8 protein-coding genes and 1 pseudogene are annotated in these 13401 nt (G+C 67.3%); 7 read left to right on the forward strand and 2 right to left on the reverse strand.

What is annotated here, in order from left to right; genetic code table 11:
• A pseudogene (locus U4Y91_RS36860) lies at positions 1–912 on the reverse strand (ATP-binding cassette domain-containing protein); the annotation flags it as partial.
• Between U4Y91_RS36860 and U4Y91_RS36190 the strand changes: the two are divergent.
• Positions 881–4306, forward strand: a complete 3426-nt coding sequence (locus U4Y91_RS36190; RefSeq protein ID WP_321809072.1) for a DUF2339 domain-containing protein — start codon at positions 881–883, stop codon at positions 4304–4306. The pseudogene U4Y91_RS36860 and the gene U4Y91_RS36190 overlap by 32 nt on opposite strands.
• Positions 4303–5655 (forward strand): DUF3999 domain-containing protein, encoded by a 1353-nt coding sequence (locus U4Y91_RS36195; RefSeq protein ID WP_321809073.1) that lies wholly within the window; start codon positions 4303–4305, stop codon positions 5653–5655. The genes U4Y91_RS36190 and U4Y91_RS36195 overlap by 4 nt, the downstream gene beginning before the upstream one ends.
• A 28-nt stretch (positions 5656–5683) precedes the next feature.
• On the opposite strand, the gene U4Y91_RS36200 is transcribed toward U4Y91_RS36195, so the two are convergent.
• Positions 5684–6529 (reverse strand): GNAT family N-acetyltransferase, encoded by an 846-nt coding sequence (locus U4Y91_RS36200; RefSeq protein WP_321809074.1) that lies wholly within the window; start codon positions 6527–6529, stop codon positions 5684–5686.
• Positions 6530–6856: 327 nt separating this feature from the next.
• Here U4Y91_RS36200 and U4Y91_RS36205 point away from each other — a divergent pair, with 327 nt between their 5' ends.
• The 5 genes from U4Y91_RS36205 to U4Y91_RS36225 form a co-directional block, all read left to right on the forward strand.
• Positions 6857–7162 carry an NIPSNAP family protein gene (locus U4Y91_RS36205; RefSeq protein ID WP_124485090.1) on the forward strand — a complete coding sequence of 102 codons (306 nt, stop codon included), beginning with the start codon at positions 6857–6859 and terminating at the stop codon, positions 7160–7162.
• Between the two features lie 300 nt (positions 7163–7462).
• The gene (locus U4Y91_RS36210) at positions 7463–8113 is read left to right on the forward strand and encodes an NADPH-dependent FMN reductase (RefSeq protein ID WP_059466925.1); all 651 of its coding nucleotides are present in this window, start codon (positions 7463–7465) and stop codon (positions 8111–8113) included.
• A gap of 224 nt (positions 8114–8337) precedes the next feature.
• The gene (locus tag U4Y91_RS36215) at positions 8338–8556 is read left to right on the forward strand and encodes a hypothetical protein (protein WP_006749916.1); all 219 of its coding nucleotides are present in this window, start codon (positions 8338–8340) and stop codon (positions 8554–8556) included.
• Positions 8557–8648: 92 nt separating this feature from the next.
• Positions 8649–9551 (forward strand): ferritin-like domain-containing protein, encoded by a 903-nt coding sequence (locus U4Y91_RS36220; protein ID WP_321809075.1) that lies wholly within the window; start codon positions 8649–8651, stop codon positions 9549–9551.
• A gap of 1132 nt (positions 9552–10683) precedes the next feature.
• Positions 10684–13401, forward strand: a 2718-nt coding sequence (locus tag U4Y91_RS36225; protein ID WP_321809076.1) for an ESPR-type extended signal peptide-containing protein, incomplete at its 3' end; no start/stop codon positions are given.

The raw sequence follows: 13401 nt of genomic DNA on the forward strand, positions 1-13401 counted from the left end.
AACGTCGAGCCCGTCGATCAGCACCTTGCCGGCGCTCGGATCGACCAGCCGGTTCACGAGGCGGATCAGCGTGGATTTGCCGGAGCCGGACAGGCCCATCAGCACGAATATTTCGCCTTCCTGCACGTCGAACGATACGTTGTGCACACCGACGACCTGACCGGTACGCTTGAGCACATCGTCTTTCGTCGCGCCGGCGGCGAGCATGTCGAGCGCCTGCTGCGGGTTGCTTCCAAATACCTTGCACAGACCTTCGACTACGACCTTGGGGGCATCCATCGAAACCTTCTCCTCGTGTAGCGGGGGACTCACGCGTGTCACTCAACGTGCCTACATAGTTGCCAGAAAAAACCCCGACCTGCCGACGAATTACGACAAACGCTTGCGCAAATACGACACACCCCGCAGCCCCGCCCCGCGGGGCGCGGCGCTCGGCGGCCCCCGATTGCGGCAACGCAATACGCGCACAGCCAGCAACGGCGGGCATCGCGGGCGGGACTTGTGCGCAGCAGCGCGACGCGCGAGCGGCGGCGTTTTGCGACAACCCGCAAAAACCGCGCGTCGCTTTGCGACAATTCCACGTCCGATCGGACCGTCTCGCCTGCCCGGCGCCGGCAAAAAGAATGGTCGTACGAAAACCGGCGCCGCGAACGCGCGACAGCCATGCTTCGCGGCCCGCCCGCAACCCAGAAAATCCCCCATGGCCATTGTGATACATTGCCGGCAAATACGCCGATCGCGACGTCGCCGCGCGCCTTGCGCGCGGCGCTGCGCCGGCAGTCCGCGCATGCCGGTTCGCCTGCCGGCCATACGGAAACAGCCTCGATCGGGCCGCGCGACGATCGAAGGACGATAACGAAATGAGAGAGGGAGCAAGGCGATGAATTGGGCTTTTGCCGCAATCGGTTTCATCGTGGGCGGTATCGCCGCATTGTTCGGGGATTTCTCCGCCGCCAACGGCACGCTGCTCGGTGCGGCGGCCGGGTTCTGCATCGGCCACGCGCTGCAGCAACGCAAGCGCAAGCACGGCGCTACGACACCCGACGCGTTCGCGATTTCCGCGACGCCGCAACCCGCTCCCGTGCCGCTCGCCGATCGCGTCGCGCGCCTCGAAGCGACGGTCGACGCGCTCACGCGCGAGCTCGACGTGCTGCGCGGCCAGCTCGCCGGCGCGAAGGCCGGTGCCGCGACGACCGGCAGCGCCGCGCAGGTGCCGTCGACGCCTCCCTCCGCCATCACGCCTGCGCCCGCCGCGATCCCGCCTCGACCATCCGTGCAGCCTGCCGTCGCGAGCGCCGGCGTGCCGTCGTCGGCGTCCGCGCCCGCTCCCGCGCCGGCAGTCGCCACGCGGACGAGCGCCGCACCGGCCGCCGCCGGCGCACCGACGAGTACGCCCGCAACGACCACGCCGCCTGCCCCGCCCGCCCCGCCAAAACCCCGCGAACCCGGTATCGCGGAACGCGCGTTCCGCGCCGCGCGCGACTGGCTGCTCGGCGGCAATACGGTCGTGCGCGTCGGCATCATCGTGCTGTTCTTCGGCGTCGCGTTCCTGCTCAAGTACGCGGCCGACAACAACATGCTGCCGATCGAATTCCGCCTGGCCGGCACGGCGCTCGCCGCGGCCGCGCTGCTCGCGATCGGCTGGCGCGTGCGCGCGCGCCGCGCGGCGTACGGCCTCGTGCTGCAAGGCGGCGGCATCGGCATCCTGTACCTGACGATCTTCGCCGCGACCAAGCTCTACACGCTGCTGCCGGTCGGCGCGGCGTTCCCGCTGATGGTCGCGGTGTGCGCGCTGAGCGCGTTCCTCGCGGTGAAGCAGAACGCGCTGCCGCTCGCGTTCATGGGCAGCGCGGGCGGCTTTCTCGCGCCGGTGCTGCTGTCGACCGGCCATGGCAGCCATGTCGCGCTGTTCAGCTACTACGCACTACTGAACGCAGGCATCTTCGCGATCGCGTGGTTCAAGGCCTGGCGTCCGCTGAACCTGCTCGGCTTCGTGTTCACGTTCACGATCGGCTCGGCGTGGGGCGTGACGGCGTACCGCCCCGCGCTGTTCGCGACCACCGAGCCGTTCCTGATCCTGTTCTTCCTGATGTATGTCGGTATCGCACTGCTGTACGCGGTGAAACGCGAGCTGGCGCTGCGCCACTATGTGGACGGCACGCTCGTGTTCGGCACGCCGATCGTCGCGACCGCACTGCAGGCATCGCTCGTGAAAGACATGCCGTTCGGGCTCGCATGGAGCGCGGTCGCGCTGTCGGCGTTCTACGTCGCGATCGCCGCCTGGCTCGCGCGGCGCCGCGATCGTCTCGCGCTGCTGTTCGAAGCGATGCTCGCGCTCGCGGTGATCTTCGCGACGCTCGCGGTGCCTCTCGCGTTCTCGGGCCCGACGACCAGTGCCGCGTGGGCGATCGAAGGCGCGGCGATCGTGTGGGTCGGCGTGCGCGAGAAGCGCCTTGCGCCGTTCGGCTTCGGCCTGCTGATGCAGATCGCCGCGGCCGGCGCATTCTTCACGAGCCTGCTCGGCCCGGCCGACACGAACGCGCTGCCGGTGCTCAACAGCGCATACATCGCGATGCTGCTGATCGCGCTCGCCGGGCTGTTCACGGGCTGGTGGCTGCACGGACGCGACGAAGCGCGCGCGTGGCACGCGTGGATGCCGGACGTCGGCGCGGCCGCCGCGGCGTGGGGGCTGCTGTGGTGGCTGAGCGGCGGACTGCACGAGATCCTCGTCTACGCGGGCCGTCACGTCGACCTGCATGCGGACCGGTTCGTCGTCGACGCGACCGCGCTGTTCGCAGCCGGCACCGCGTGGCTCGCGCACGTCGCGCGCCGCAAGCTCACGTGGCCGATCGCCGAATGGCCGGCGCTCGCGCTGACGCCGGTGCTCGCGCTGCTCGCGTTGCGCGCGTTCGATTCGCACGAGGCGCCGCTGTCGGGCATGGGCGTGTTCGCGTGGCCGATCGCCGTCATCGCATGCTATGCGCTGCTGCTGCGGCAGTCGCGCGGCACGGCGGCCGCCGGTCCGGCGACGGGCGCGGCAGGCACGGCGGATGCGGCGGATGCGGCGGGCGTGGCGGGCACGTCGGCCGTGGCGGCCATCCCCGTTCCCGTGATCGCGCCGTTGCACACGCTGATGTTCTGGACGTTGTGCGGGCTGTTCTCGCTCGAGGGCTTCTGGCGCCTGCGTGCGTTCGTCCCCGAAGGCGCGTGGAGCTGGAGCGCGTGGGCCTACGGTTTCGGCGCGCTGCTTCTGCTGGTGTCGGGCCCCGGCTCGCGCCTGCGCTGGCCGATCGCCGCGTTCCCGCGCGCGTATCAGGTATGGGGTGCCGCGCCGCTCGCCGCGCTGCTGTGGCTGTGGAGCATCGCCAGCGTGACGAGCGACGGCGATGCGTCGCCGCTGTTCTGGCTGCCGCTGCTCAATCCGCTCGACGTCGCGCAACTGCTGATCTTCGTCGCGTTCGCCGCCTGGCTGCGCCGCCTGAAGACGCTCGGGGTCGCCTGGCATCCGCTGGCGGCCGACCTTGCCGCGCTCGCGACCGTGTTCCTGTGGTTCAACGCGCTGCTGCTGCGCACGCTGCATCAGCGTTTCCACCTGGCCTACGACATCGACACCGTGCTGTCGTCGTTCGGCATCCAGCAGGTGTTCATGGTCGGCTGGAGCCTGTTCGCGTTCGCCGGCATGTGGCTGACGCGCCGCAACGGCATCGCGCGCGTGTGCGCGCTCGCGTCGCTGCCGCTGATCGTCGTGATGTGGGCCTGGACCTTCTACGCGAACTTCACGCAGGACGGCGGCAGCTGGGCGCGCATTCCTCTGCTCAATCCGCTCGACCTCGTGCTGGTGGTGGTCTATGCGCTAGCCGCGTCGTGGTTCGTGCGTGCGCGCACGCTCGGCTGGCCGTTCGGCAACTATCGCGTCGAACTGCTCGGCGTGGCCGGCGCAACGGCGTTCCTGTGGCTGAACGCGATCCTGCTGCGCACGCTGCATCACTGGACCGGCGTGCCGTACGCATTCGACGCGATGGCGGAATCGACGCTCGTGCAGGCGTCGGTCTCCGTGTACTGGACGCTCTGCGCGCTCGCGACGATGATCTGGGCTACACGCCGCGGGTTGCGTCCGCTGTGGTTCGTCGGCGCCGCGCTCCTCGCGCTCACGGTGATCAAGCTGTTCCTGTTCGACCTGTCGCACGTCACCGGCATCGAACGCATCGTGTCGTTCATCGGCATCGGCATCCTGCTGCTGTTGATCGGCTATTTCTCGCCGCTGCCGCCGAAGGCCGCGGCCCAACGGGACGACACCCAACCATGAAACGACTCGCAGCCCTGCTCGGCCTGAGCCTGCTGACGTCGTTCGCGACGGCCGACGGCGCACCCGGCGCAGAACGCGTCGCCCGGCGCTTCTCGCTCGATCTCGACGGGAGCGCCGCGTATTACCAGCTCACCGTGCCGCAGGCCGTCTATGCGGCCAGCCGGCGCGACGATCTCGGCGACGTGCGCGTGTTCAACGGCGCCGGCGAGCCCGTGCCGTATTCGCTCGATGCGCCTGCGGCGGCCGCCGTGCCGCCGACGCGCACGCCGGTGCACTGGTTCCCGCTGCCGCCCGCGCGCACCGACGACGGTCACGCGCCGCTCGGCGTGTCGGTCGCGCCGGACGGCTCGCTGCGCGCGGCCGTCACCGCGCCGGCTCGCGCAAAGCACGCGGCCGATCTCGTCGACCTGTCGCATGCGGACGGCGAGGTCGACGCGCTGCTCGTGCATGTGAGCGACGACAGCTACCAGGGCCGTGTCGCCGTCGAAGCGAGCGACGACCTGCGCAGCTGGCGCTCGCTCGGCAGCACGCAACTGCTGAAGGTCGGCCGCGGTGGCGACCTGCTGGTGCAGGAACGCATCGCGCTCGAGGGCGCGGGACCGCGCTACCTGCGGCTCGACTGGCTCGACGGCGCGCCCGCGATCGGATCGATCGAGATCGAAACGCAACCGCACGATGCGCGCACGACGGACTCCGCTGCCGTGCCGCGTCAATGGCGCGAAGCCGTCCATGTGCGGGCCGGCAGCGCACCCGGCGAGTATCTGTTCGATACCGACGGCGCCTATCCGGTCGACCGCGTGCGCATCGACCTGCCGCAACCGAATACGGTTGCGCGCACAACGCTGCAGAGTCGCCCCGACGCGCAGGCGCCGTGGCGCGAGGTCGCCGGCGCCGTGCTGTTCCGGCTGCAGGGCAAGGGCGGCGAACAGCGCAACCCGCCGCTGGCGTTTACGTCGAATCCCGATCGCGCGTGGCGAATCGTCGTCGACATGCGCAACGGCGGGCTCGGAGGCGGCCAGCCGGCCGTCGCGGTCGGCTGGCATCCGGCCGCCCTGACCTTCGTCGCGCGCGGCACGCCGCCGTTCACGCTGGGTGTCGGCAATGCGTCGCTGCCGTCGTCGGCCGTGAGCCGCGATGCGCTGCTGGTCGGAATGGCGCCGGAGGTGCGGCCCGCGCGCGTCGGTGCGGCGCTGTCGGCCTCGGCGGTCCCGCCCGGGCCGGCAGCCGATACGGATGCGGCCCGCCGTTACGTGCTGTGGGGTGCGCTGGTCGTCGCGGTCGGCGTGCTCGGCACGATCGCATGGCGCCTCGCACGCGGCGGCGGCGACACGCCTGCTCGCGACGAGTAGGGCCACGCCACCACGCCGGCACACCGAATCAGGCCGGTGCCGCGCGCACCGTTTGCACCGTTTGCACCGTTTGCACCGTTTGCACCGCTTGCACCGTTCGCGCCGCGACGCGGCCGTGCGGACGCGGACGCCACGGCGACGAGCGGCAGCTGGCCGCGCCGGCCGCCCCCATCGCCGGCGAGCGCGTGCCGCGACGCGCGCGCCAGTCGGCCCGGAGCACCGCGATCGTGCGAGCCACCCGTGCCTGCGCAATCGCGACATGCCGCACGACCCGCCGCGATGCCGGCGACATGCGACGCGCGACGCATGCAACGGGACGCCTGCACAGGATCGCGCTGTCATAGCGCTTGCCGGTGAAGCGCACGCTATCGACGACGTCGAAGCCCTGGGCCCGATAGAACGCCAGCAGATGCGACGCGGGATGCGGCGTATCGAGCGCGAGCAGCGAATAACCGCGCAACGCGGCCCACTGCCCGGCAAATGCGAGCAGCGTCGCACCGATCCCGCCGCCTTGCCAGCCGGGATCGACAGCCACCTGCCGCACGCTCGCGACGCCGTCGCGACGGTACAGCGAACACGGCGACGACGGATCGGTGGCGTAGAGCGTCATCGTGCCGACGACGCGAGAGCCGGACACCGCGACATGACATTCGCCCGCTTCCGCGCGGCGACGCGTGACCTCCTCGGCCTGGTCGACACACGTACAGTTGAGCCCCATCGCGCCGAGTCGCGCGAACGCACGATGCAGCAGCGCGGTGAGCTGCGTGTAGCTGTCGAATGCCGGATCGAAGCGCCGCACGATGACCCGGTCGGCGCGCACGGCGGGCGGCGCGGCGGGTGAACGTTCGGCGATCGGGTTCCGAGGTATCGACATGGCAGCGCTCCGTGGTCAGGATGACCGAAGTCTAGGAGCGCGCCGCGACGCGTCGCAAGAAAAAATGTCGTAAAAATGACGAGAAATCGATGAGAAGCGAAGCGATGGCGCGACGGTGTGCATGCTCATGCGTTCGGCGCCTTCGGTCACGTGGTCGCACACACCGATCGTTGTGCCTGCAAGCAATGCGTGACGCGCACTTCGTCGCCGACACCATGCCGCGCGATTCCGGACTCGCGATGCCCCGCGCGAGCGCCCCGCATCGTCGTTGACACACCCGGCGACGCGATCCAGACTCGCTGATCCTCCACCGCACCGCGAGCGCCCATGGTCACCTGCTTCCTTCGCTACGTCATCGATCCGTACAAACTCGAGCAGTTCGAAACCTACGGCAAGATGTGGATTCCGCTCGTCGAGCAATTCGGCGGCACGCACCACGGCTACTTCCTGCCTTCCGAGGGCGCGAGCAACATCGCGCTCGCGATGTTCTCGTTCCCGAGCCTCGCCGAATACGAGCGCTACCGCGAACGCTCGAAGGCCGATCCCGCGTGCCAGGCCGCGTTCCGGTATGCAGAGGAAACGCGCTGCATCGTCAGCTACGAGCGCAGCTTCTTCCGGCCGGTGTTCGAGTAACCCCGCGCATCGCGCCCCCTTTCCGACGCCGGACGAAAAAAAGCCCCGCCTGCATCCGCGCGGCGGGGCCAACCCATGTCAGTAGAGACATCATGGAGGAGACGGGCCCATCTTATCGAGCGCGGCTCGCCGTCCCAACCAAGCATTTCTGCTATCCATCTGCGTCGCCGCGCGCACGCGCGCCCCGCGTGCCTGGCATATCGATAGAACGAAAAGTCGTTTTCAGAGTGGCGGCGGGGTCGTTACCATCTGGTTTTAAGCCTGTGCTTAGCCGGGCAAGCCATCCCCAAGGAGCGCCCTTTGACTGCATTCGATCAACACCGCCGCCCGTTCGTGGTCGGCATCGGCGGCACCACCCGGGCCGCGTCGTCGACCGAGCGCGCACTGTCGTTCGCGCTGCGCGGCGCGCAAGCCGCCGGCGCACGCACGCGCCTGTTCGACGGCCCGTTCCTGCATACGCTGCCGCACTACGCCCCCGAACACAAGACGCTGACCGACGCGCAGCGAGAACTGATCGACACCGTGCGCGAAGCCGACGCGATCATCATCGCGACGCCCGGCTATCACGGCGGCGTGTCCGGCCTCGTGAAGAACGCGCTCGACACGCTCGAGGAACTGCGCGCCGACGAGCGCCCGTACCTCGACGGCCGCGCGGTCGGCCTGATCGTCACGGCCTACGGCTGGCAAGCCGCCGGCACCGTGCTGACGTCGCTGCGGTCGATCGTCCACGCGCTGCGCGGCTGGCCGACCCCGTTCGGCGCCACCGTGAACACGCTCGAAACCCGCTTCGACAGCGCCGACAGCTGCTCGGATCCGAAGGTCGTCGCGCAGCTCGAGACCGTCGGCTCGCAGGCAGCCGAATTCGCGCTCGCGTTCGCGTCGCATCGCGCGGCCACGCATGCCGCATCGGTCGACGCGCTCGCGCCCGTGCTGAAGATCGCCAACCAGTAATCCCTGCCTCCCCGCAGCCCGCGCCCGGCCGACGACGTTCGCCGCGCGCGGGCTGCGCGCGTTCGACCGTCCGGCGCGCATCGCACCGCTGCCGCCTGCTTCATGCCGGCTCCCCACCCCGATAACGATCCGGCCCGCCACGTGATTTGCATTGGCCGAAAGATTGGTTCACGCGGGCCGCGGGTTTTCGTACGCTGAAAGCCCGAACCTTCCATGCGCACGCCATGAACCGCACGATCCGTTACAAGGGCTATGAAGTCGCCCCCGCCGCCGCCCGGCTGCCGAACGGGCTGTTCGCCGCGAACCTGACGATCGAAAAGGCAAGCGGCGGCCCGTCACCGCGCGCCGTGTCGTTCGACGCGATCGATTTCTTCTTCGAAGAGGAACACGCGCTCGCGTATGCGTCCCGCTGGGGACGCCTCTGGGTCGACACGCAGGCCTGAGCGCAGCACCCGGCAGCGCAGGGCTGCTCGAAAATACGCGATTACAGAAGCTATGCAAGAATCTTTCGTCTCGTAATCGCATAACAACAGCCATGTCCGACACGCTGCAGGAAGACCATGCAGCGGCGGATCACGCCATGCGCAACTGGACCTTCGAACGTCAAGGTCCGGTCAGGATCGGTTCCGATGCGCACCGGCAAATGTTCTGCCGCATGCTGCTCGATACGCACAATCCGTACAAACCGGCCGTCATCGACTGGCCGCCGCTCAAGCCCGACGAACTCAAGCGGCTCACGTCGCTGCCGATCTGGGACATCGCCGTGCAGACCGAAGGCCGCGCGTCGATCCGCGTCGCCACCTTCGCAGCAACCGTCGGCGATCCGCTGCTGCGCCGGGCGCTCGAGATGGACGGCGCCGAGGAGGCTCGGCACAAGGTCGTGCTGTCGAAGCTGGTCCAGGCATACGGCATCAAGCTCACGCCCGAACCGGCCTATCCGGCACCGAAGGACCCCGAGTGGTCGTGGATGATGACCGGCTTCAGCGAATGCATCGACAGCTTCTTCGCGTTCGGCCTGTTCCGCTCCGCGCAGCGCTCCGGCTATTTCCCGCCCGAACTCGTCGACACCTTCGAGCCCGTGATCCAGGAGGAAGGCCGGCACATCCTGTTCTTCGTGAACTGGTATGCGTGGTACTGGCGGAGTTTGCCGTGGTGGCGCCGGCCGTGGTTCTTCGCACGGGTTGCGGCCGTGTGGGCATTCCTGATCCGGGAACGTATCGGCATCGCGCGCGGGATCGATGCGGACGGCGTCGCGCACGACGCGAACTTTCCGGCGACGAGCACTGCCGACATAGGCGATGCGCTGAACCCGCGCGAACTGATCGAACTGTGCGTCAGCGAGAACGACCGGCGCATGGCCGGGTACGACAAACGGCTGCTGCGCCCGAGGTTCGTGCCGCGCATGGCGCGCCTCGCGCTGCGATTCATGCGGAAATGAAGCCGCGGCGGCGGGTTGCCTGCGGCGCAGGCCAGCTGCCGGCGCCTTATCCGGGACGATGTACTGCGCCGCCCGGACCGGGTAGCAGAACCGGGGCGCGTTGCCGCGGCTGCCATCCGCACCGCGGTTCACCCTTCCGGACGAAAACGAACAACACCCCGGCTCGCATCCGGCGATTTGGGCGCGGCATCACGCCAGCCAACGGACGCCCATCAGCCTGACGATGCTCATCCGACGCGCTTGCGCGTCGTCTTTCTCTCCCGCGGAATGCTCCCTTGCCAGCACGGTCGAGTCACCGTGAAGCAGATCCGGGTTTCCTGCTCGCGGCTCCCCGTTGCCCCCATCGTTCGCGTCTTCGGCCGCCATCGTGGACGACCCGCCATCATCGCAACGACTCCGGTTGCAAGACTGCCGGGCGCGGGCGATCTGGCACTTCGTCTCCCCCGTGCCCGAACCCATCATATGAAATACGTCAATTGGACAGATTCGGAACGGGAATCCCAATAGCTGAGCCAAGCACCTGTAGCACTTTTTTACAACTTTGTGGAACCGGCCGCCGGGGAAGGCCCGCCCCACGGGCGCGCGCGGCCGGTGAGATGCGCAAACCAGCATAATCAGACAATCTGCGATTCATGTTTTTTTGATTTACCAGGAAATCAATAAATACAATTAAAAATCTTCATCAAATCTCACATTAATAAATTAACAAGAGCGCCCAATGCATACGAACTAGCGTTCTATCGAATATTACAACACAGAAAGGCAAACGTTTGCCGCAAACGTTTGTCGTTTCATTTGTCTTACTTTTTGGGTTAGCCAATGTGCGGCTCCGCACACAAAACCCCGTCATCACGTTGATTTTCATGGCTTTTTTCATCCATCACCGCATCCGCACGCGACCTTCATTCCACCTTCCAGTCATTTTCAACTTTCTTACGCGCCAACAGCTCAAAACACGATCCATTAACTATCTTTTAACTTCCAAAACCTTAGATTTATCACTGTTTGTCAATCTCAAAATATCGCCTCAAATAAACTCCGCCCATCAATTTTAAGATTCGCGCGAGCGCACGGCAGATTCCTCTAACGAAAGAGACCGGTGTGTGGCGTGCTTATTTGGAGGTAGTAGGACATGAACCGCACGTACCGCTCGATCTGGAACGAAGCCCTTGGCGCCTGGGTCGCAGCATCCGAACACGATTCGGCACGGGGCAAGCCGAACAAGTCCGCCGTTGTGGTCGCGGCCCTCGCCGCGCTGACGATCGGTCTGCCATCGTTCGCCAGCGCGTCGACTTACATCCCCGGGACAGTCAACGGATTCGGACAGTTTTCGCCATCGAGCTGTACGTCCTCCAGCGGCAGCACGGCAGCCGGGCGCATAACCATGGGCGACACCAACTCGTATCCGACCGACGGCTCGGGTACGTGGTCGACCGTGACCGGCTGTAACGCATCCGGCAACAACAATCTCGCCGCGACGGTCTACGGCACCTACTCTCAGGTCACCGGCAAGGGCGGCACCTCCATGGGCTTCCTCAGCTCGGCTGCGTTGTGGGGTACGGCCGCCGGCCTCGAAACCACCGCCAGCGGCACCGGGTCCACCGCGCTCGGCTTCGGCTCGACCGCGAATGCGCTGAACTCGGTCGCGATCGGCGGCGCAGGCGGTAACGGCACGACGCCGCTGTCCCAGGCAAACTCGACCATCGCATCGGGTGCGGGTGCAATCGCAATCGGCAGTAACGCAACCAAGGGCGCGCAAGCAGCCGCTTCGGACTCGATCGCGATCGGCGGTCAGTCGTCAGTCACGTCAGGCGCGACGTCGGCGATCGCGATCGGCGTTGCATCGACCGCCAGTGGCAACAATGCGGTCGTGATGGGTTCGTCGGCAACCGGTGCCGGCGGCAACTCAATTGCGTTCGGTACGTCGAAAGCCCTCGGAAGTGGCGATATCGCCATTGGCCAGAATGCCTTTGCGCAAGGTACGACGGGTACGGCATCCGCAACCTCGGCAACCGCGGTCGGCTATCTGGCCACGGCTAACGGGCAGGACGCGTCGGCATACGGCAACACGGCAAACGCAAGCGGAAACTTCACGACCGCGCTCGGCAATTTCGCGTCCGCGAGCGGTGCGAACGCCATTGCCGCCGGCAATGCGGCAACGGCCAGCGGCACGGCCGCATCGGCCTATGGCAATTTTTCTACCGCATCGGGCGTGAGCTCGGTCGCCATCGGCAGCGGTGTCGTGTCCGGCTCGTATTCCGGCGCCAAGGCGACGGGCGCAGGATCCATCGCAATCGGCGGCAATACGACGGCAGCCGCGTCGTCGGCCGCATCGGATGGCATCGCGATCGGTGGCCAGTCGTCCGTCGCGACGACCGCGACTTCCGGCATTGCAATGGGTCGCGGCGCGACGGTCAACGGCGCCTTCGGCATCGCTCAAGGCGATGGCGTCGTGTCCGGCGCGATCGGCCAGAACGTTGCGATCGGCTCGAGCGGTACGACGGCCAACAGCAGCACGGCGATCGGCGGGGCCGTGGCGATCGGTCGCGGCCAAACGGCGACGGGCAACGGCGCGGTCGCGATCGGCGACCCGAACTCGGCGATCGGTACGGGCGCCGTTGCGCTCGGTGCAAACGACGCGTCTAACGGCCAGGGCGCCGTCGCGATCGGCAATGCCAATTCCGCGACCGGTCAAGGCTCGGTCGCATTGGGCAACAGCAGCACGGCCACCGCGGCCGGCGGCGTCGCGATCGGCGATACCGCGGTCTCCAGCGCCACCAACGCGCAGGCCTTCGGGTCCGGTGCCAATGCAAACGTGGCTGGCTCGGTCGCGCTCGGCTCCAATGCCGCCACGATCGGCGCCGCGAACACGGCGACCGGCGGCACGGGTTCCGTCACCAGCACGACGATCGGCAGTCAGACGTTCGGCACCTACGCCGGCGCGAGTTCCTCCGCGGGTGTCGTCAGCGTCGGAGCGGCCGGGGCGGAGCGGCGCATCCAGAACGTCGCCGCCGGCCTGATCAGCGCGACCAGCACGGACGCGATCAACGGTAGCCAGCTTTATGCGGTCGCCAGCACGACGACGTCGAGCATTGCCAGCCTGTCCACGTCGACTTCGACCGGCATCAGCTCGCTGTCGACTGGACTTAGTTCGGCCAACAGCTCGGTGGCTTCGCTTTCGACTTCGACGTCGACCGGCCTCTCGTCGGCTAACAGCTCGATCAGCTCGTTGTCCACCTCGACCTCGACCGGCATCAACTCGCTGTCCACGGGCCTGAGCTCGACCAATAGCTCGGTTACGTCGCTTTCGTCGTCCACGTCGACCGGCCTGTCGTCGGCTAATAGCTCGATCAGTTCGCTGTCCACCTCGACCTCGACGGGCATCAACTCGCTGTCCACGGGCCTGAGCTCGACCAACAGCTCGGTTACGTCGCTTTCGTCGTCCACGTCGACCGGTCTCTCATCGGCTAACAGCTCGATCAGCTCGCTCTCGACCGGCCTCAGCTCGACCAACAGCTCGGTCGCTTCGCTGTCATCTTCCACGTCGACGGGTCTGTCGTCGGCTAACAGCTCGATCAGCTCGCTGTCCACCTCGACCTCGACGGGCATCAACTCGCTGTCCACGGGCCTCAGCTCGACCAATAGCTCGGTTACGTCGCTTTCGTCGTCCACGTCGACGGGTCTGTCGTCGGCTAACAGCTCGATCAGCTCGCTGTCCACCTCGACTTCGACCGGCATCAACTCGCTGTCCACCGGCCTGAGCTCGACCAACAGCTCGGTCGCGTCGCTGTCGACGTCCACGTCGACCGGTCTCTCGTCGGCTAACAGCTCGATCAGCTCGCTGTCCACT

The sequence above is a fragment of the Burkholderia sp. BCC1993 genome (assembly GCF_905339865.1).
GTDB lineage: Bacteria > Pseudomonadota > Gammaproteobacteria > Burkholderiales > Burkholderiaceae > Burkholderia.

Bases quoted from the DNA above. Each gene is read 5' to 3' on its own strand.
- U4Y91_RS36195 (WP_321809073.1), top strand. From the start codon at position 4,303: ATGAAACGACTCGCAGCCCTGCTCGGCCTGAGCCTGCTGACGTCGTTC.
- U4Y91_RS36205 (WP_124485090.1), top strand. From the start codon at position 6,857: ATGGTCACCTGCTTCCTTCGCTACGTCATCGATCCGTACAAACTCGAG.
- U4Y91_RS36190 (WP_321809072.1), top strand. From the start codon at position 881: ATGAATTGGGCTTTTGCCGCAATCGGTTTCATCGTGGGCGGTATCGCC.
- U4Y91_RS36200 (WP_321809074.1), bottom strand. From the start codon at position 6,529: ATGTCGATACCTCGGAACCCGATCGCCGAACGTTCACCCGCCGCGCCG.
- U4Y91_RS36215 (WP_006749916.1), top strand. From the start codon at position 8,338: ATGAACCGCACGATCCGTTACAAGGGCTATGAAGTCGCCCCCGCCGCC.
- U4Y91_RS36220 (WP_321809075.1), top strand. From the start codon at position 8,649: ATGTCCGACACGCTGCAGGAAGACCATGCAGCGGCGGATCACGCCATG.